At 64.8% G+C, this 20,205-nt stretch carries 17 protein-coding genes; 13 read left to right on the plus strand and 4 right to left on the minus strand.

Going from position 1 to position 20,205, the window contains the following annotated elements; all coding sequences use genetic code 11:
- Positions 1-10: 10 nt before the first annotated feature.
- Both ACLB1G_RS23635 and ACLB1G_RS23640 read right to left on the minus strand, forming a co-directional pair.
- Positions 11-391, minus strand: a complete 381-nt coding sequence (locus tag ACLB1G_RS23635; protein ID WP_491629702.1) for a 5-carboxymethyl-2-hydroxymuconate isomerase — start codon at positions 389-391, stop codon at positions 11-13.
- A gap of 13 nt (positions 392-404) precedes the next feature.
- Positions 405-2,303, minus strand: a complete 1,899-nt coding sequence (locus tag ACLB1G_RS23640; protein ID WP_491629703.1) for a hypothetical protein — start codon at positions 2,301-2,303, stop codon at positions 405-407.
- A gap of 197 nt (positions 2,304-2,500) precedes the next feature.
- Here ACLB1G_RS23640 and ACLB1G_RS23645 point away from each other — a divergent pair, with 197 nt between their 5' ends.
- The 9 genes from ACLB1G_RS23645 (at position 2,501) to ACLB1G_RS23685 (ending at position 10,886) form a co-directional block, all read left to right on the plus strand.
- Positions 2,501-3,316 (plus strand): NAD-dependent epimerase/dehydratase family protein, encoded by an 816-nt coding sequence (locus ACLB1G_RS23645; RefSeq protein ID WP_491629704.1) that lies wholly within the window; start codon positions 2,501-2,503, stop codon positions 3,314-3,316.
- Between the two features lie 68 nt (positions 3,317-3,384).
- Positions 3,385-4,539 (plus strand): glycoside hydrolase family 88/105 protein, encoded by a 1,155-nt coding sequence (locus ACLB1G_RS23650; RefSeq protein WP_491629705.1) that lies wholly within the window; start codon positions 3,385-3,387, stop codon positions 4,537-4,539.
- 267 nt (positions 4,540-4,806) lie between these two features.
- Positions 4,807-5,646, plus strand: coding sequence for an undecaprenyl-diphosphate phosphatase (locus ACLB1G_RS23655; RefSeq protein WP_491629706.1), 840 nt, complete (start codon positions 4,807-4,809; stop codon positions 5,644-5,646).
- Positions 5,647-5,688: 42 nt separating this feature from the next.
- Entirely contained in the window at positions 5,689-7,512 is a 1,824-nt protein-coding gene (gene recQ, locus ACLB1G_RS23660; RefSeq protein WP_491629707.1) for a DNA helicase RecQ, read from the plus strand.
- The gene (locus tag ACLB1G_RS23665) at positions 7,509-7,763 is read left to right on the plus strand and encodes a DUF1993 family protein (RefSeq protein ID WP_491629708.1); all 255 of its coding nucleotides are present in this window, start codon (positions 7,509-7,511) and stop codon (positions 7,761-7,763) included. The genes recQ and ACLB1G_RS23665 overlap by 4 nt, the downstream gene beginning before the upstream one ends.
- A 42-nt stretch (positions 7,764-7,805) precedes the next feature.
- Positions 7,806-8,051: a type II toxin-antitoxin system Phd/YefM family antitoxin gene (locus ACLB1G_RS23670; protein ID WP_491629709.1), complete on the plus strand. Its 246-nt coding sequence runs from the start codon at positions 7,806-7,808 to the stop codon at positions 8,049-8,051.
- Positions 8,048-8,434 (plus strand): type II toxin-antitoxin system VapC family toxin, encoded by a 387-nt coding sequence (locus tag ACLB1G_RS23675; RefSeq protein ID WP_491629710.1) that lies wholly within the window; start codon positions 8,048-8,050, stop codon positions 8,432-8,434. Before ACLB1G_RS23670 ends, ACLB1G_RS23675 begins: the two co-directional genes overlap by 4 nt.
- Positions 8,435-8,561: 127 nt before the next feature.
- Positions 8,562-10,370 (plus strand): amidohydrolase, encoded by a 1,809-nt coding sequence (locus tag ACLB1G_RS23680; protein ID WP_491629711.1) that lies wholly within the window; start codon positions 8,562-8,564, stop codon positions 10,368-10,370.
- Between the two features lie 30 nt (positions 10,371-10,400).
- On the plus strand, positions 10,401-10,886 hold the full coding sequence (locus tag ACLB1G_RS23685; protein ID WP_491629712.1) for a hypothetical protein: 486 nt from the start codon (positions 10,401-10,403) through the stop codon (positions 10,884-10,886).
- Positions 10,887-10,987: 101 nt separating this feature from the next.
- Here ACLB1G_RS23685 and trmB read toward each other — a convergent pair whose 3' ends face one another.
- Positions 10,988-11,668, minus strand: a complete 681-nt coding sequence (gene trmB / locus ACLB1G_RS23690) for a tRNA (guanosine(46)-N7)-methyltransferase TrmB (RefSeq protein ID WP_491629849.1) — start codon at positions 11,666-11,668, stop codon at positions 10,988-10,990.
- A 196-nt stretch (positions 11,669-11,864) separates the two neighbouring features.
- Between trmB and ACLB1G_RS23695 the strand changes: the two genes are divergently transcribed.
- From ACLB1G_RS23695 to ACLB1G_RS23705, 3 genes are all read left to right on the plus strand, one after another.
- Entirely contained in the window at positions 11,865-13,184 is a 1,320-nt protein-coding gene (locus ACLB1G_RS23695; RefSeq protein ID WP_491629713.1) for a GH1 family beta-glucosidase, read from the plus strand.
- Between the two features lie 166 nt (positions 13,185-13,350).
- Positions 13,351-14,724: an MFS transporter gene (locus ACLB1G_RS23700; RefSeq protein WP_491629714.1), complete on the plus strand. Its 1,374-nt coding sequence runs from the start codon at positions 13,351-13,353 to the stop codon at positions 14,722-14,724.
- Positions 14,725-14,777: 53 nt separating this feature from the next.
- Positions 14,778-15,662: an alpha/beta hydrolase gene (locus ACLB1G_RS23705; protein WP_491629715.1), complete on the plus strand. Its 885-nt coding sequence runs from the start codon at positions 14,778-14,780 to the stop codon at positions 15,660-15,662.
- 285 nt (positions 15,663-15,947) lie between these two features.
- Here ACLB1G_RS23705 and ACLB1G_RS23710 read toward each other — a convergent pair whose 3' ends face one another.
- Entirely contained in the window at positions 15,948-18,404 is a 2,457-nt protein-coding gene (locus ACLB1G_RS23710; RefSeq protein WP_491629716.1) for a TonB-dependent receptor, read from the minus strand.
- A gap of 213 nt (positions 18,405-18,617) precedes the next feature.
- Here ACLB1G_RS23710 and ACLB1G_RS23715 point away from each other — a divergent pair, with 213 nt between their 5' ends.
- A complete protein-coding gene (locus ACLB1G_RS23715; protein ID WP_491629717.1) occupies positions 18,618-20,198 on the plus strand; it encodes a tryptophan halogenase family protein in 1,581 nt (526 codons plus the stop codon).
- The last annotated feature ends 7 nt before the right edge of the window (positions 20,199-20,205 follow it).

The raw sequence follows: 20,205 nt of genomic DNA on the forward strand, positions 1-20,205 counted from the left end.
ATGGACTTCCTCAGTGTGAAGTGGACAGTTTGCCCTCGTAGATGGGCAGGGTATCGTCGATGTGCAGCGTGAGCCGGGTCGGTACGGCGGCCATGGCCGGCGCCAGGAATGCCTGCGCCGCCGCCAGCGTGGCGTCGCCTATGGCCTTGATCAGTTCCGGGCTGCGGCCCGTCGTGACGCGCAGGTTGAGGTAGACAAAAGCGCGCCCGCCGGCCGCCACCGCATGCGCAGCCGAGGGATAGGCCAGCACGCGCGTGCCCAACAGCGGGAACACCGGCGCGCCGCCCGCGTCCCTGAGCGCGATGAGGGCGTCGAACAGCGTGCTGCACAGCGCCTCCTTGTCGAAGTGAGCGTCCAGGTTGGCGGTGTATTCGATCTTCAGGTGCGGCATGGGGGCGTCCTCGTTAGCGGTATTTGATGGTCCACTGGATGGTCAGCGGCTCCTTCATGCTGAATTTGCCGGTGCTGCAGCTGACCAGTGTCTTCATCGGCCCGTAGGGCGCCTTCCATTCGTCGGCATCCGTGGTGGGCCGGGCCTGGCATTGCTGCAGGCCGGAAACCGAGAACTCTAGCACGTCGCCCTCGGCGAAGCGCACCGTATTGCCGTCCACCGTGGGCCGGGCCGAGAAGGAGCCGAAGTCCAAGGTCAGCTTGTCGATATCCTGGGCGCCGTTGGGCGTGTACTTGTCGGTACGCGTCATCAGGCCGTGCGCCAGGGTGTAGCTGGTTTCGAGCCTGATGCGGCCATCCTTCACCGGCGCGCTCTTGCCGGCGCCCTTGTTCGGATCGATGCGGTCCAGTTCATCCTGGCGGTAGCTGATGGTGTAGCGGCCGTCCTTGCCGCCGGTACGGATATCCTTGATCCAGGCCGCGCCTATCAGCTGGCTGCCATCCGCCATGGAAAACTTCGGCAGCAGCTGGGCATGGGCAATGCCGCCATCGGCCACGCCGGACACGATGCCGGGCGCGAACGGCAGCGGATAATAAGGGCTGTTGTCATGCTGGCTGGCGCCGCCGTTGATCATGTTCAGGCTGACCACGTGCTTGCCGTCGCGGAAGATGGCCAGCGCGCGGTCGTACTCGCCCCTGGCAAAGGTGGTGGTGCTGAATGGGGGCCGGCTGCGGTCCAGCCAGGCCTGCAGGTCGGTCCGGGGCGCGGCATCCTTCATGCCCGCCATGTTCCACATCTCGTTGGTGGAGATCAGCTGGTGCAGCAGCGACAAATTCTCGCCCAGGATGCGGTGCTTGCCGCGATAGGTGTCGGTGCGGCGTCCCTTGCCCCACATGTCCAGCGTGTGCAGCGACGGGTCGTACCAGAAGTCCATGTAGCGCGCCGCCACCCGCGACGAGAAGGCATAGGCGTACTGCTTTTCCTCGGGCGTGAGCACGTTCAAATAGGCCGATACCGAGAGGATTTCGACCAGCGCCGTCTCGCCATACGGGCCCAGGCTGCGGCCGAAGCTGAAGCCGTCGCCGGCCGTGTTGGCGACGTCGAGCGCGATGTCGGCCGCCTTGCGCAGCAAGCCTTTCAACTCCCCGGTGGGCTGCAGGCCGGTCTCGATGAAGCGCTCGCAGATTTCGGCGATCAGCAGGATGCTGTAGCGGTCGAAGCGGCCCTCGCCCGCCGTCTCGTCCGAGAAGCCGTAGGCCCCCGAATACTTCTTGTAGTGGCTGAGCATGCGCTCCAGCAGCACCTTGGCGCCGCTCTCGTCTTCCCAGCCCAGCATCATGCGCAGCCGCGCCACGCTGAAGGCCACGCCGTAGTAGTTGGTGGGAAGGCTGATCAGCTCATACGAGGGAAGCCGCACGAAGTGGCGCCAGTCCAGTTTTTCCTTCAGCCGGGCCAGGGTGGCGGGGCTGATGGCCTGCTCCAGCAGGCCCGCCTGCTTCAGCTTGACCAGCGCGCCCAGGTAGTAATAGATGCCCCAGGTATGGTTGTCCATGGAGACCGTCATGTCGGCGATGCTGCGGTAGTCGCGCAGCAGCTGCGGCAGACGAGTATCGTCCTTGGGCGTGTTGAGCAGCACATGCGCCAGGCCGGTGGCCACTTTACCGGGCAGGAATTTGTCGCCGGCCTTGAAGGGCGCATAGCCGTCGATGACCAGCGCTTCCTTTTCCGCCACCAGGCGCTGGAAGAAGTAGTCCAGCTGGCGGTAGGCGTGGTCCTGCACCGTGCGGTTCATGGGCGTGGCGGCCAGGGGCGCCACGTAGTCGGCATATGAGGGTGGTGCGGCAAACGCTGGCGCCAGCACGCCTCCCATGGCCAGCAGCACGGCCAGGATGTTCTGATGCGGCAAACTCATGGTGGGTTGTCTCCGTTATTGTCGTTTTCAGCTGGCGATGGAAAACGTTTACCCATGGTAGGGTATTTTTTCCGGGCAGTAAAGCGCGGAGTTGTAACGTGAACATTGACATCGACAGCGGATCAGGAAAACCCTTTGACTTGGGAAACCATCCGGGATATTCTAAATTAAACGTTTAACTCGACCGGACCGCACCCATGACCACCAGCTCCAAACCCCTGCAACGTATCCTCCTGACCGGCGCCGGCGGCGGCCTGGGCACCGTCCTGCGCGAGCGCGCCAAGGCTTGGGCCGAGGTGGTGCGCCTGAACGACGTCAAGGACCTGGGCCCGGCCCGCGACGGCGAGGAAATCGTGACCGGCGACCTGGCCGACCGCGACACGGTGCTCCGGATGGTGGAAGGGGTGGACGCCGTGCTGCACTTCGGCGGCATCTCGGTGGAGGACAAGTTCGAACCCATCATGAACGCCAACATCCTAGGCCTGCACCATTTGTACGAAGCCATCCACAAGCACGGCGTCAAGCGCGTGGTGTACGCCAGTTCCAGCCACGTGGTGGGCTACTACAAGACCACCGAACTGGTGGACGCCGACGCGCCGCTGCGCGCGGACGGCTTCTACGGCTTGTCCAAGTGCTTCGGCGAGGCGCTGTCGCGCTACTACTATGACCGCTTCGGCATCGAGACCGTGTGCCTGCGCATAGGCTCGTCCTTCCCCGAGCCGAAAAACCCGCGCATGATGGTCACCTATCTGCACTATGACGACCTGACGGAACTGGTCAGCCGCTCGCTGTTCACGCCGCGCGTGGGCCACACCATCACTTTCGGCACCTCGCAGAATGCGGCGCGCTGGTGGGACAACCGCAAGGCGGCCCACCTGGGCTACGTGCCGCAGAAAAGCTCGGCCGAATTCGCCGCCAACTTCCCCGCCAGCGCGGACTATCCGGACGACAGCGATCCAGCTACCATCTACCAGGGCGGCCCATTCGTGACGGCCGGCCCGATGTACAAATAAAGCCGCACGCAAAACCGCACGCCCGCCGACGCAGCGGACGCACCTCTACCACTACCAGCGAGACGCCAATGACGTTTACACCCCGCCCGCTGCTGCGCGCCGCCATCCTGGCCGCGCTGCCGCTGTTCGCCACCCTGCCCGCACACGCCGTGCCCGATACCCCGCCGGCCGCCGCCGAGTCCGCGGCCGCGCTCGAACCCCGGGCCGTGCTGGAGGTGATGCGGCGCGTGGCCGACTGGCAGCTGGCCAACCCGTCAAGGCACCGCCCCGACGACTGGACCCAGGCGGTGGGCTACAACGGCATGATGGCGCTGGCCGCCCTGCCCGGCCAGGCCAGATACCTGGCCGCCATGGTGGCCATGGGCGAGAACAATGGCTGGAAGCTGGGACCCAACCACTACCACGCCGACGACCACGTGGTCGGCCAGACCTATGCGGAGCTGTATCAGCGCCTGCGCCAGGAAAAGATGATCGCTCCCATGCGCGCCAGCTTCGACGACATCCTGGCCCACCGCCGCAGCGGCACGCTGGAATTCACGGTCAAGGGCAACCAGGACCGCTGGTCGTGGTGCGACGCGCTCTACATGGCGCCGCCGGCCTGGGTGCGGTTGTGGTCCATCACCGGCGACCAGCGCTACCTGGACTTTGCCATCAGCGAATGGTGGACCACCTCGGACTACCTGTACGACAAGGATGAACACCTGTACTACCGCGACTCCAACGCCTTCCAGAGGCGCGAAGCCAATGGCAGCAAGGTGTTCTGGGGGCGCGGCAACGGCTGGGTCATGGGCGGCCTGGTGCGCGTGCTGCAATACCTGCCGGCCGGCCATCCGGCGCGGGCCCGCTTCGAGCAGCAATACAGGGAAATGGCGCAAAAGATCCTGTCGCTGCAGCAAAGCGACGGCCTGTGGCGCGCCAGCCTGCTGGACCCGGCCAGCTATCCGATGAAGGAAACCAGCGGCTCGGCCCTGTACACCTATGCCCTGGCCTGGGGCGTGAACCAGGGCCTGCTCGATGCGAAGGCCTATCAGCCGGCCGTGCGCCGTGCCTGGAGCGCGCTGGTCAACAATGTGCAGGCCGATGGCAAGCTGACCCACGTCCAGCCCATCGGCCTGGCGCCCAAGGTGTTCGACGACAACCTGACCGAAGTGTATGGCGTGGGCGCCTTCCTGCTGGCGGGCAGCGAGATGTATCGGATGAACGCGCCGCTCAAGGTCAGGTAAAGCGTCAGTACGCTGTTCGGCAAGAGCTCGCGCCGGCGCGCTCAACCTCCCCCCAAGCCCGTCTGCGGTCCGATCCAGACCAGCAGCAGCGTGCTGCTCACCAACGACCATGGCGGGCCCCTCCCGCCAGCCCGGCTTTTTTATGCGGCAGTGCAGCACTTGCCTTACCGATAAGATAGAATCCCCGTGCAGGCGGCTTCCACATGGTAAGCTTCGGCCCCGCTGTCCCCCTCCCCTATCAACTGCTTGCTGGAAAACAATTATTTCATGGATATCGTTCTCGCGCTCAAAGCCCTCATCATGGGCCTGGTGGAAGGTTTCACCGAGTTCCTGCCCATTTCCTCCACCGGCCATTTGATCCTGGCCGACAGCCTGCTGGGCTTCCAGGGCATGGAAGACAAGATGAAAGTGTTCGAGATCGTGATACAGGCCGGCGCCATCCTGGCCGTGTGCTGGGAATTCCGCGCCCGCATAGGCGCCGTGCTGAGCGGCATCTTCAGCTCGCGCAAGCAGCAGCTGTTCGCCCTGAACGTGTTCATCGCCTTCCTGCCGCTGGCCATCCTGGGCATGATCTTCGGCAAAATGCTGAAAGCCCATTTGTTCAAGCCGGTGCCGGTGGCGCTGGCCTTCATCATCGGCGGCATCATCATCCTGTTCGTGGAGCGCCGCGCCCGCAACAACCCGGTCTCGGTACGGGTGCGCTCGGTGGACGACATGACCCCGGTGGACGCCCTGAAAATGGGCATCGCCCAATCCTTCGCCCTGATCCCCGGCACCAGCCGCTCCGGCTCCACCATCATAGGCGGCATGCTGTTCGGCCTGTCGCGCCAGGTGGCCACCGAGTTTTCCTTCTTCCTGGCCATCCCCACCCTGTTCGGCGCCACGGTATACTCGCTGTACAAGGAGCGGGCGCTGCTGTCGGCGGCGGACCTGCCCTTCTTCGGCATCGGCACCGTGGCCGCGTTTGTCTCGGCCTTCCTGTGTGTGCGCTGGCTTCTGCGCTATATCAGCAGCCATGACTTTACCTTCTTCGCCTGGTACCGTATTGTGTTCGGACTGGTGGTAATCGTTACCGCCCACTACGGCCTGGTGGTCTGGGCCGACTAACCCAGGACCCGGTGGCGCCCCGCGCCACCTTTGTTTTTTTGTATGAGTGATCAGGATATCAACGCACGCGCCCTGCATTTGCTGCAGACTGTCTTCGGCTACCCCGCCTTCCGCGGCCAGCAGGCCGCCATTGTCGAACACGTAAGCAGCGGCGGCGACGCCCTGGTCCTGATGCCCACCGGCGGCGGCAAGTCGCTGTGCTACCAGATCCCGGCGCTGCTGCGCGACGGCGTGGGCGTGGTCATCTCGCCCCTGATCGCCCTGATGCAGGACCAGGTCGACGCGCTGGAGGAAGTCGGCGTGCGGGCCGCCTTCCTCAACTCCACCCAAAGCTTCGAGGAAACCATGCGCATCGAGCGCCTGGTGCGCACCGGCCAGATCGACATGGTCTACGTGGCGCCCGAGCGCCTGATGACGGAGCGCTGCCTCAACCTCCTGCACGACTCGCCGATTTCCCTGTTCGCCATTGACGAGGCGCACTGCGTGTCGCAATGGGGGCATGACTTCCGGCCCGAGTACATCCGCCTGTCGGTGCTGCATGAGGAATTCCCGGACGTGCCGCGCATCGCGCTGACCGCCACCGCCGACCAGCAGACCCGCGCCGAGATCGTGCACCGCCTCCAGTTGGAGGATGCGGCGCAGTTCGTGTCCTCCTTCGACCGGCCCAACATCCGCTACCAGATCGTCGAAAAGACCAATGGCCGCAAGCAGCTGCTGGACTTCATCAGCAACGAGCATGGCGGCGACAGCGGCATCGTCTATTGCCTGTCGCGCAAGAAGGTCGAGGAGACCGCCGAATTCCTCAACGAGAACGGCATCCGCGCCCTGGCCTACCACGCCGGCATGGACCACGCCAAGCGTGCCGCCAACCAGTCCCGCTTCCTGCGCGAGGACAATATCGTCATGTGCGCCACCATCGCCTTCGGCATGGGCATCGACAAGCCGGACGTGCGCTTCGTCTGCCACCTGGACCTGCCCAAGAGCATAGAGGGCTATTACCAGGAAACCGGGCGCGCGGGACGCGACGGCGAACCGGCCAGCGCCTGGATGGCCTACGGCCTGCAGGACGTGGTGCTGCAGCGGCGCATGATAGACGAGTCGGAGGCCGACGAAACCTTCAAGCGCGTGCTGGGCATGAAGCTGGACTCCATGCTGGGCCTGTGCGAGACCCTGAGCTGCAGGCGCGTGCGCCTGCTCGATTATTTCGGCGAACGCGCCGGCCCTTGCGGCAATTGCGACACCTGTTTGATACCGCCGGTGTCCTTCGACGGTACGGTGCCGGTGCAAAAGCTCCTGTCGGCCGTGTACCGGGTCGACCAGCGCTTCGCGGCCGGCCACGTGATCGAAGTGCTGCGCGGGGTCGAGACGGAGCGCATCAAGACCTGGCACCACGATGCGCTGTCGGTGTTCGGCATCGGCGCCGACCGCAGCGAGCAGGAATGGCGCGCCATCCTGCGCCAGGTGATCGCGCTCGGGCTGCTGACGGTGGACCATGAACAATACAGCTCCCTCAAGCTGACAGACGCCGCGCGCCCGGTGCTCAAGGGCGGCCAGAAGGTGCAGCTGCGCCAGTACCAGAAGCCGGCCAGGCAGAAGAGCCAAAGCCGCGCCAGCAAGGGCTATACGGAAAGCGACCTGTCGTCCGGCGAACAGCAGATCTTTGACCGTCTGCGTTCCTGGCGCATGGGCACGGCGCGCGAGCACAATGTGGCCGCCTACATCATCTTCTCCGACGCCACCCTGCGCGAAATCGCCAGGGTCCGCCCCACCACGCTGGACGAGCTGCGCGGCATCTCGGGCGTGGGCGAGAAAAAGCTGGCGTCCTATGGCGACGACATCGTCGCGCTGATACGGGACATGGAATGATGGCGCCGGGGGCCATCTTCGTGCACTCGCTGGGGCGGCTGGCCGCCATGCTGGACAAGATCGTGGCCGGGGCCGATGCGTCCCTGCTGGCGGCGCAGCTGCACCTGTACATCCTGCCCAATTTCCACTTCCACCTCAGCATGGCCTACGCCATCGCCCGCCAGCAAGGCGTCGCCCTGGGCAAGCCGGACTACGACGGCTACCATGCTTACCCGCCCGGCTTCTCGTTCGTATCAAACTCCGGCGCCTGAAACGGACTACACTGAACGCACCACTATCCAAGGAGGTGCCCCATGCGTACTGTGACTGTAGAAGAAGCAGCCGCCAACCTGGCCCGGCTGATAGATGAGGCAGCCGCAGGCAACCCCTTCACTATCACCCGCGACGGCAAGCCGCTGGTACAGGTCGCCAGGACTGAAGAGCATCCCATGCCAACGGGACCCCGTACAGGCTTTCTAAAGGGGCAATACGAAATCCCCGATGACTTCGACACCATGTGCAGCGAAGAGATCATCCGCATGTTCGAGGGTGACGCATGAAAATACTCTTGGACACGCATTTATTGTTATGGGCGGCCAACCAACCTTCGCGCTTACCGGCGGCCGCCGCAGTATTGATTAATGATCCGAAAAATGAGCTGATGTTCAGCGCCGCCAGTATTTGGGAAGTGGCAATCAAAAGCAGCCAAGGCCGCCCGACCTTCACTGTAGACGCATACGTGTTATGGAAAAACTTGCTGCAAAGCGCATACCTCGCATTGCCAGTCACCAGCTCGCACGCGGTGGCGACAGGACAGCTCCCCGCTATACACAAAGATCCTTTCGATCGTATTCTGGTCGCACAAGCAGTCACGGAAGGCCTGACCCTGCTGACCAAGGACCGCGTCCTGGGCTTATATCCGGGGCCCGTCAGAATCATATGAGCCGGTCCATCGGATTTCTCTGTTAGCACCATGAACTACCCAACAAACGCCTGAGCGCAATCCGGACCATGCGCCATCCCGGCTGTTCCACGGTATGATTTGCGCACCCACCACCTCAAGGAACGGCATGATGATCTCCCCCACCGCCATGCGCGCCGCGCTGGCCGCCGCCATGGCCTGGACGCTGCAGGCGGCAGCGGCGCCGGCGGCCACAGCACCGGCTGCCGACACTGTCTACCGCAACGGCTACATCTACACCGTGGACGCCAAGGACAGCGTGCAGCAGGCGCTGGCCATCCGCGCCGGCCGCATTGTCTATGTGGGCGGGGACGCCGGTGTGCAAGCCTACACCGGCAAGCGCACCAGGGTGATCGACCTGCAAGGCCGCATGCTGATGCCGGGCCTGGTCGACGGCCACCTGCACCCCCAGTCCGGCGGCAAGCGCCTGCTCAACTGCAGCCTGAATTACGAGGCGCTCACCGTGCCGCAGTTCCAGCAGCGCATACAGGCCTGCCTGGACAAGGAAAAGAATGCCGCGCCCGACGCCTGGCTGGTGGTGGTCAACTGGTTCCAGCAAAGCATGCTGCCGGCCGGTGTGGAGACCAGCAAGGCCACGCTGGACGCGCTGCGCACCAGCCGTCCCATCATCGTGCGCTCGTCCTTTGGCCACTCGGCGCTGCTCAACACGCGCGGCCTGCAGGTGGCGAAGATCACCCGCAGCACGCCCGATCCCACGGCCGGCAAGATCTGGCACGACAGCCAGGGCGACCCCACCGGATTGCTGGAGGACGCCGCCCAGGACCTGGCCATGGACTTGCTGCCGCCTTTGAGTCCGGCCGAAAACCTGGCCGCCTCCAGCGCCGCGCTGGCCGCCATGCGCAAGCAGGGCATCACCACCTTTTTGGACGCCTACACCGATCCCGAAACCATGACCGCCTTCGCCACGCTGCAGAAACGCGGCAAGCTGACGGCGCGCGCCCACTTCGCGGTGCTGATCGACCTGGACAAGGGCATGACAGCGGAACAGGCCGTCGCCGAACTGCAGAAACAAGCCAGGCAGTTCGACCAGGGGCCGACCAGGGCGGCGCCCTCCATGCAGGTGCGCCACGCCAAGCTGTTCATGGATGGCGTGATCGCCGCGCCGGCGCTGACCGGCGCCGTACTCGAACCCTACCTGGTGAACCAGGGCACGGCGCAGCAGCCGCACTGGGTGCCGGGCCCCAGCAACGGCCCGCCCAGCTATTTCTCCCCCGAGTCGCTGGTCAAGACCCTGACGCTGCTGGCAAAAGCGCGCGTCGACCCGCACATCCACGTGGACGGCGACCGCGCCGTGCGCGAGACGCTGGACGCCATCGCGGTCCTGCGCGCCACGCCGGAGGGCCGCGCAGTGCGTCCCGCGCTGGCACACGACGAAATGGTGGACCCGGCCGACTTTCCCCGCTTTGCCCAGCTGGACGTGACGCCGGTACTGTCCTTCCAGTGGGCCAAGCCGGCGCCCGACACCGTCCCCATGCTCAAGCCCTACATAGGCGAGCGCCGCTTCGAGCTGGTGGAACCGCAGGCCCTGCTGCTGAACGCGGGCGCCCGCATCGCCTATGGCAGCGACTGGCCGGTCGATCCGCTCGACGAATGGTTCGCGCTGAAGGTCGGCGTGACCCGCACCGCCGCGCCCAGCGCCGGCCCCGAGTTTGCCGGACGGCTGACCAGCCAGCCCGGCCTGCCACGCGCCGCCGCCCTGCGCGCCATCACCCTGAACGCAGCCTACACCCTGCGCCAGGAACGGGACACCGGCTCGCTGGAGGTGGGTAAGCTGGCCGACCTGATCGTCCTGGACCGCAATTTCTTCCAGATTCCCGAGGAAGACATCGCCAACATCAAGGTGCTGCAAACCGTGGTGGGCGGTAAAACCGTGTATCAGGACCAGGGCATGCGCTAAGATAGCGGCCTTTATCGCCACAGGCCTGCCATGCAATTCGCCATTTCCCTCTTGATCATCGCGGTGACCGCGCTGGTGGTCTACGCCATCATCAAGACCAACCCGGCCCAGCCCATGCCGCTGCCGCCGCCCGGCAAGCCGCGCGAGCCCAGGCTGCCGGACACGGCGCCAGTACTGCACTGGTCGGATGAGGGACGGTTCCAGGTCGAAGTGGTAAACGAATCGAAGTATGCGCCGGTACTGGCGGCGCTGGCCGCGCTGCGCACCGATTACGTGGCGACCCTGGTGCCCGACGACGACGATCCCTACGATTCGCAAGCGGTGACGGTATTCCTGGACGGACGCATGGCAGGCTATTTGTCGCGCAAGGCGGCGCTGCGCTTTCGGGAGCTGCTGCGGGCGAAGGACATCAGCGGCATGCCCACCACGTGCGACGCCCAGATACGCGGCGGCGGCAGTTGGGAAGGCAAGCGCCTGGCGCACATCGTGGCGCTGGATATCGAACCGCTGGAATAAGAACGGCTATTTCCGCACAGGCGCTGTGCGGGCCGCGATCCATGAGCCACCGCCATGCGCCGTATCGACGCGGCGCTGGCCAGGCAACGCTGAAGCGTGGATTACTTCTTGGTGAACACCAGGTCCCACACGCCGTGGCCCAGCTTGATGCCGCGGTTCTCGAACTTGGTCAGCGGACGGTAGGCCGGCTGCGGCGCATAGCCGTCGGCTGTGTTCTGCAAGCCCTGTTCGGCGCTCAATACCTCCAGCATCTGGATGGCGTAGTCTTCCCAGTCGGTGGCGCAGTGGATGTAGCCGCCCGGCGCCAGCTTCTGCACCAGGTGCTTGACGAAAGGCGGCTGTATCAAACGGCGCTTGTTGTGGCGGGCCTTGTGCCAGGGATCGGGGAAAAAGATGTGCACGCCGTGCAGCGAGCCGTCCGGGATCATGAAGTTCAGCACTTCCACCGCATCGTGCTGGATGGCTTTCAGGTTGGTCAGGCCCTGTTCGCCGATCAGCTTGAGCAGGCTGCCCACGCCGGGGGTGTGCACTTCCACGCCGATGAAGTCCTTGTCCGGCATGGCCTGCGCGATATGGGCCGTGGTGCCGCCCATGCCGAAGCCGATCTCCAGCACCACCGGCGCCTTGCGGCCGAAGACCTGTTCATAGTCCAGCGGCGCCTTGGCATATTCGATCAGGAACTTCGGCCCCAGCTCCTCCAGCGCGCGCGCCTGGGCCGTCGACAGGCGGCCGGCGCGGGTGACGAAGCTGCGGATGCGGTGGTCGGTCGGATCGTAGAGCATGGCGCGGGCCGGGCTGGTGTCGGGGGTATCGGAAGACATGGCAAATCAGCTGAAAAGTCAGGTAAGCAGAAGGGAATCGCGCATTATATCAGGCCGGCGCTGCGTAAAAGATTGACACCCCGGTGCAGTTCAGGTCTAATCTGAACGGAGACATGAAATCGTTTTCAAGCCGTCATAACCATATATTCGAGATCCAATGAGCGACTTTCCGCAATTTCCGCCCACTTTCACCTGGGGCGTAGCCACCAGCGCATTCCAAATCGAAGGCGGCGCGGCCGCCGATGGCAAGGGCCCCTCGATCTGGGACACCTTCAGCCACACGCCAGGCAAGATCATCGACCACAGCAATGGCGATGTGGCCTGCGACCACTACCACCGCTACCCCGAGGACGTGGCCATCATGGCCGGCCTGGGCGTGGACGCCTACCGCTTCTCGATGGCCTGGGCGCGCGTGCAGCCGCAGGGCAAGGGCGCCTGGAACGAAGCCGGCTTCGCCTTCTACGACAAGCTGCTGGCGGAACTGGACAGCAAGGGCATCGCGGCCCACATCACCCTGTACCACTGGGACCTGCCGCAAGGCCTGCAGGATGAAGGCGGCTGGCTGAACCGCGACACCGCCTACCACTTCGCCGAATACGCCGCCGAAGTGGCGCGCCGCTTCGGCAATCGGGTGAAAACGATTGCAACCCACAATGAGCCTTGGTGCACCGCCAACCTGGGCTACGGCAACGCCCAGTTCGCACCGGGCGTGGCCGACCTCAAGCAGTCGATCCAGGTCTCGCACCATCTGCTGCTGTCGCACGGCCTGGCCATGAGCGCCATGCGCAAGGTGGGCAGCAGCGCCCAGCTGGGCATTGTGCTGAACCAGTGGACCGCCGATCCGGCCACCGACAGCCCGGCCGACATCGCCATGGCCGAATTCGAATACGCGCGCTCGGTGCAGTGGTTCATGGACCCCATCTTCAAGGGCCGCTATCCGGAACTGGCGCTCAAGGGACACGGCGAGAACGCGCCGGTGGTGCATGACAACGATTTCAGCGTCATCCAGCAGCCCATCGATTTCCTCGGCGTGAACTATTACTTCCGCGCCTACTGCAGCGCCGAAGTGCCGCCGCGCCAGCCCGAGTGCAAGCTGGGCAAGACCGACATGGGCTGGGAAATCTACCCGCAGGGCCTGACCGAGCTGCTGCTCAAGCTCAAGGCCGAATACGACCTGCCGCCCATCTACATCACGGAAAACGGCATGGCCAATCCCGACACCGTGATCGACGGCACCGTGCCCGACGTGGCCCGCATCGACTTCGTTCAGCGCCACCTGGCCGCGCTGGCCGAGGCGGCCAACCACGGCGTGAAGATAGACGGCTACTTCCTGTGGAGCCTGCTGGACAACTTTGAATGGAATTCCGGCTACGCCAAGCGCTTCGGCATCGTCCACGTGGACTACGCCACGCAAAAACGCACCCTGAAGGACAGCGCGATCTGGTACCGTGACCTGATTGTCAAACAGCGCGCATAAAAAGCGCGCTCAACGAGGCTGGTTCAAAATGAGCGTGGCTAGGCGCGGCGACGAAGACAGTGCGCCTGCACGGCGAGGAGCTGCAACAACGCCACAGTCATTTTGAACCAGCCTCCAAGCGGCCGCAGAGCCGCTTACAATCCATAAAGAACCACGAGGACGACACATGCAAACCGCACACTCCCCTCTCCCGCAGGAACCGCAGGCCGCGCCTGCCGTTGCCGCCGCGGGCGAACCGCCTTCCCTGCTCCGTTCCATGCTCACGCGCGGCACCCCGCTGCTGTGGGTGCCCAGCGGTTACTTCACCATGGCGCTGACCTATGTGATGCTGACCAGCGTGACGGCCATCATGTTCAAGAACCTGGGCATGGACAACGGCCAGGCCGCGCAGTACGCCAGCTACCTGATCCTGGCCTACACCATCAAGCCGCTGTTCGCGCCCTTCGTTGAAATGTACCGCACCAAGAAGTTCTTCGTGCTGTGCGCGCAGCTGCTGATCGGGATAGGCTTCGCCGGCGTGGCGCTGGCCATGTCCCTGCCCGGCTACATGGCCATCCTGGTGTTCCTGTTCGGCGTGCTGTCGCTGATTGGCGCCACCCAGGATATCGCCTCGGACGGCGTGTACGTCACCGCGCTCGATGGCCGCACCCAGTCGCTGTACTGCGGCATCCAGAGCCTGAGCTGGAACATCGGCCCCATTGTCGCTTCGGGAGGCCTGGTGTACCTGAGCGGCTGGCTGCACACGCATTACTTCCACCACCAGCCCGGCGTGTTCGGCCCGGAGTGGATAGACGCCTGGCGCATCGTGTTCTTCCTGGCCGCCGGCGTGACCATCGTCATGGCGCTGTGGCATTTGCGTGTCATGCCGGACGGCGCCAAGGCGGAGAACGCGCCCGCCAGCGCCGCCGAAGCGGCCTACATCCTCAAGGATTCCTTCGTCACCTTCTTCCAGAAGCGCGGCGTGTGGACCATGGTGGCTTTCGCCTTCCTGTTCCGCCTCAGCATAGGGCTGCTTGAAAAAATCGGCCCCTTCTTCATGGTCGATCCGGTCAAGCAGGGCGGGCTGGGATTGTCCAACGAGATGCTGGGACTGATCTACGGCACCTACGGCCTGGCGGCCGTGCTGCTCGGGTCCCTGCTCGGCGGGATCTTCGTGGCGCGCCGGGGCCTGAAGGCCACGCTGTTCCTGCTGTGCTGCGCGGTTAACATCCCCAACGTCACCTTCCTGCTGATGAGCATTTACCAGCCCGAGAGCCTGGTGGTGATCTGCGCCGGCGTGGCGGTCGAGAAGTTCTTCTTCGGCTTCGGCTCCGTGGGCTTCATGATCTACCTGATGCAGCAACTGGCGCCGGGCAAGTACACCACCACCCACTACGCCTTCGGCACCGGCCTGATGGGACTGTGCATGATGGTGACGGGCGTGGTGTCCGGCCACCTGCAGCAATACCTGGGCTACGTCAGCTACTTCACGCTGGTGATGGTGGCTACCATCCCATCCTTCCTGGTGACCTGGTTCGCGCCCTTCCACCACCAGGAATAGGCGCCCCCCGCCTCGTATAGAATGCCGGGCAGGCAATCCATACGAGGCAATTGATGGCACAAGCAGGACAACTCAAAACGGCCGCCGCACTGGCGCTGCTGCTGGCAAGCCGCGCTGCGGCCGCGCAATCGAGCGAGGTGGTCGAACGGATCACCGGCTCCGGCGGCTGCGAGCAGGTCGGACCGCAGCAGCAAGTGGTGGACGGCGCCCGCGCCGTGGTCTACAGCTCCACCGGCAAGCGCGATCTCAAACTCCACATCATCGAACAGCCTGCCGGCAGCGGCCCGCACCCGGCCGCGCTGTTCTTCTTTGGCGGCTCCTGGCGCACCGGCAGCGTGGCCTCCCTGTCCGAGCAGGCGCGCGCCTTTGCCGCGCAGGGCTACGTGGCCGTGCTGGCCGACTACCGCGTCAAATGCCGCGACGGCACCACGCCCATCGCTTCCACCGAGGATGCGCAGGCCGCCTACGCCTGGCTGCGCGCGCACGCGGGCGAGCTGCAGGTGGACAGCAAACGCATCGTCCTGTCCGGCACCTCGGCGGGCGGCCAGCTGGCGCTGGCGACCGCGCAAAAAGCGCCTGCCGGTGAGAAGCCGGCCGCGCTGGTGCTGTTCAATCCCGCGGTGGACCTGGTGGGCCCGGCGCCGTGGTATTTGAAGCTGCTGGCGCGCGGCATCTCGCCCAGCGTGCTGCCGGTGGCCGATCTGCCGCCGGTGGTTGCCTTCCACGGCCAGGCCGACACCACGGTGCCTATCCAGACCGTGCGCGACTTCTGCAGCCGCGCGCGCAGCGCGGGCCGTGTGTGCGAACTGCACGAATACGCCGGCCAGAAGCACAGCTTCTTCCACAGCCACCAGCCGCTGGAAGGCAAGCTCTCCGCCTACGACGACACCTTGGCCAAAGCCCTGGCCTTCGTCGCCCGCGCCGGCGTCACCCAATAGCCACGCCACGCCCCGCGCTACCCGGCCTCTACCCGGTGTCGGCACCCCGGTGTCCACCCCGGCACCCCGGTGTCAGATCTGCCATTGGTACATGAGGCCGCTTGTTTCAGGCGAACCCATGTACCAATGGCAGATCTGACACCAGCGGCGGACAGACACCAGCGGCGGACACCAGCGGCGTGGACACCAGCGGGGACGGCAGCGGTGGGGGCGGGCGAAAAAAAGCCCCGCACGCGGCGGGGCTGGAAAACCACAGACACCAGGGCGTCTGGAGTGAGAACTCCGTTAGAACGAGCGGCCGACGTTGATGCCGAAGGTGCGCGGCGGCAGATACTGCGCCTGCCACGGACCGTTGGCGTTCATGGCGCTGGTCTTGATCTTGCCATCTTCGACGTTGCGCACGAAGGCGTCGAAGTACCATTTCGAGTTGGCGTCGAAGCGCAGGCCCAGGTCGGTGCGGGTATAGGCCTTCTGCTTGTCCGGGTCACCCAGGTTGAACACGCTCAGCCAGCTGGCCGTCTCGTAATGCATGCTGATGCGCGGGATCAGGGTGCCGCTCTCCAGCGCGAAGCTGTGCTGGTACATGACCTGGGCCGCGAACTTGGGCGAGTGCGGCATGGTGTTGCCGGTCACGTCCAGGCACGAGGTGTCAAAGCCAGGCACCTTGCAAGGCGGCAGCGCGTAATCGTTGGAGCCGCCGATAAGGTGCTTGAGCTTGGCGTTGGTGTAGGCCGCCGTCACCTGCACCTTGTCTTCGCGCGTGATCTTGGCCGCGATCTCGGTCTCCAGGCCCCACACCTTGGCGCCTTCGGCGTTGCTCGTGAACAGGCCGCGGGTACCGTCGGCATAGGTCACCGGTGCGCTGAACTGGAAGTCCTTGAACTTCTCGTAGTAGGCCGAGTTGTTCATGCGTACCGCGCCGCCCAGGAAGGTGGACTTGGAACCGATCTCGAAGTTGGTCAGGGTCTCCGCGCCATAGGGACGGCCGCCGTCCTGCAGGCCGCCCGACTTGTAGCCGGTCGATACCGACGCAAACACCATGTTGTTCTTGTCTATGTCGTAGCTGACGCGCGCCAGTCCGGTCAGCTTGTTGCCCTTGTAGGAGCCGCTGTTGAACGAGTAGGTGGTGAAGCCGCTGTTCGGGCCGCCCAGCGGGTTCATCGAAGGATTCACAGGAATCTGCGGCACATCGTAGTTGGTCCAGCCGTTGCCGGTGCCGCCGATGTTCTTGCGCTCGTCCGAGGTGTAGCGGAAGCCGCCGGTCAGGTGCCATTGGTCGGCGATGTTCCAGGTAGCCTGGCCGAAGGCGGCGCGCGAATCCACGGTTTCCTTGGGCTGGATGAAGGACCCCTGCCAGTTCACGGTGCCCTGCTCGGTGCCGTTCATGATCGGGATGTCGAAGCGGATGCCGTTGTCTTCGTTGGCGTAGTACAGGCCCAGCAGCCAATCCACTTCGCGCTTGCCGGTCGACATGAACTCCAGCTCATGGCTGTAGTTCTTGTACTTGGACCAGACCGTGTTGTTGGCCTGGTAGCCGGCGCTGCCGGTCGACGAGGTGGCGGTGGTGAAGCTGGTGGCCGGATTGGCGCCGCCGTCCTGGTCGAAGGTGGACGAGCCGTTGAAGCGCGAGTAGCCGGCGATGTAGGCCAGCGCCACATCGTTGTTGATCTGGTAGTCGATACGGCTGCGCACCGAGTTGGAATCGCGGTTCACATTGGGCGCGGTGTCGATCAGGGCCGACCAGAAGTCCTGGCCCGGGCGCTGCTGCTGCAGCAAATTCATGCTGGGGGTGCCACGGTCGATGTAGTGCTCGTACGCGATGTTCCACTTGAACTGGGCCGAGGGCTGCCACAGGAAGCTCAGGCGCGCCGCACTCTGGTCCTGGGCGTTGTATTTCTGGCCGTTGCGGATGTACAGGTTCTGGTTCAGCGGCTGGAAGGCGATCGGATTGTTCGGATGGGCCTTGTTCCAGGCCGCGATCACCGGCGCGGCGGCGGCCTGCTGCTGCGCCAGGGTCGGCAGATTGGGCTGCTGGTAATCGACATAGCCATCGTGCTGCTCGTGCACCACCGCCACGCGCATGGCCATGGTGTCGCTGATCGGCAGGTTGACCGCGCCGCGGGCGCCGAGTCTGGTGTAATTGCCATAGCCGATTTCCACGCTGCCGGCGTTGCTGCCGATTTCAGGCTTCACGGTCTGCATGTTGACCGCGCCGACGGTGGAGTTGCGGCCCCACAGCGTGCCCTGCGGGCCGCGCAGCACCTCGATCGCTTCCAGGTCGAACAGCAAGGCCGTCGCGCCTTCCGGACGCGGCGAGTAGATGCCGTCCACGAAGGTGGCCACCTCGGGGTCGGCGTACTCGGTCTTGGCCGAGTCGTTGCCGATGCCGCGCATGGTCATGGTGATCACGCCGTGGTCACCCTGCCCGGTGGCGGAAAAGCCCGGCACCAGGTTAACCACGTCTTGTATGGTCTGGACGTGGTTGTCGTCCAGGGCGGCGGCGTTCAGCGCCGTCACCGCGACCGGGGTCTTCTGCAGCGAGGTGGAACGCTTGGTGGCAGTCACATACACTTCGGCCACGATGCCGGAACCTTGCTCCGGGGCGGACGACGAGGCTGCGGGGGCGGCAGCCTGCGGCGCCGGTTCATCGGCGGCATAGACAACATTGGAACCGGCCAGCAGGGCGAGGATGGCCAGCTTGATGGGGGACAGTTTCCCGGATTGGGGTACGCGGACGTTCATAAGTCTCCTTTTTGCAGCTGTCCGCTTCCGGCAGTCCAGCTGTCATTTATGTTCGAAAACGATTTCGTGTTGCTTGAAAACGATTTCAATTTTCCTGAAAACGTTTTCGGTATTTGTGAAATCGATTTCATGGTACATAATTCAATCCGGTGATGTCAAATTAAAAATTGTAGTGGCGTTGTAACGGCCGCACGCCCGCCCCAAGGAGACCCCATGAAACCCGTACAGAACATCCTCATCGTCGGCGGCGGCACCGCCGGCTGGCTTACCGCCGCCTTCCTGGCCAAGACCCTGGGCGCGGCCGGCCCCGGCGACCATGATCCTGCCAGGATACGCATCACCCTGGTAGAGTCCAAGGAGATAGGCATCATCGGCGTGGGCGAAGGCACTTTCCCTTCCATACGCGGCACCCTGCATCTGCTGGGCATAGACGAGGCGCGCTTCATCAGCGAGTGCAACGCCACCTTCAAGCAGGGCATACGCTTCAACCATTGGGTGCGCCCGCCCGGCGCACCCGGCAACGACCACTATTTCCACCCCTTCAGCCAGCCCAGCCAGCGCCCCGGCGGGCCGGAATTGCTGCCCTACTGGCTGCAGGGCGCGGCCCCGGCCGGCGTGGGCTTCGCGGCGGCCGCCACCATGCAAAAGCGGGTGGCCGACGCCAGCCACGGCCCCAAGCGGCCCAGCGACGGCGACTTCATGGGGCCGCTGAACTACGCCTACCACTTCGACGCCGGCAAGTTCGCGGCCCTGCTCAGCACCCACGCGCAATCGCTGGGCGTGCGCCACGTGCAGGCCACGGTGGAGCGGGTCGAACTCGATACCGAGGGCGCCATAGCCGCCGTGCACACGGTGGAAAGCGGCGCGCTGAAGGCCGATTTGTACATCGACTGCACCGGCTTCCGCGCCGCGCTGATCGGCGCCGCGCTCGGCTCGCCCTTCAAGAGCGTCAACGACACCTTGTTCGTGGACCGCGCGCTGGCCATGCAGGTGCCCTACGACCAGCCCGACGCGCCCATTCCCTCCTACACCATCTCCACCGCCCACGAAGCGGGATGGACCTGGGACATAGGCCTGCACGCTCGGCGCGGCATAGGCTATGTATATTCCAGCCGCCACACCGACGACAGCCGCGCCGAGCAGGTGCTGCGCGGCTATATCGGCAAGGCGGCCGAGGGCCTGAATCCGCGCCAGCTCAAGCTCAACGTGGGCTACCGCGAAACCCAGTGGATCAAGAACTGCGTGGCGGTCGGCCTGTCCAGTGGCTTCCTGGAGCCGCTGGAATCGTCCGGCATCGGCCTGATCGAAACGGCGGCCTACCTGGTGGGCTATCTGTTCCCCTACGACGGCGACATGGCGCCGGTGGCCAAAACGTTCAACGAGATGATGCGGGCGCGCTACGAGCGCATCGTCGATTTCGTCAAGCTGCACTACTGCCTGACCCAGCGCACCGACAGCCAGTTCTGGATCGATAACGCCGACACGGCCAGCGTCAGCGAGACGCTGCGCGACAAGCTGGCCATGTGGCGCAGCCGCGCGCCGCACCGCATGGATTTCATTGTCGACCTGGAGATGTATCCGCCCTCGAGCTGGCAGTATGTGCTGTACGGGATGGAGTTCCCCACCCGCCTGCGCGCCAACCCGGCAGCCCTGCCCCACGTGGAGGAAGCGCGGCGCGAATTCCAGATGATAGAGCAGATGTCGCGCCGCGCCCTGGCCGACCTGCCCACCCACCGCGCCCTGGTGGAGCACTTCTGCCGCCGCCACGAGATGGCGCAGCGCAAGAGCGCCTAGGCCCTGC

The sequence above is a fragment of the Duganella kummerowiae genome (assembly GCF_053572355.1).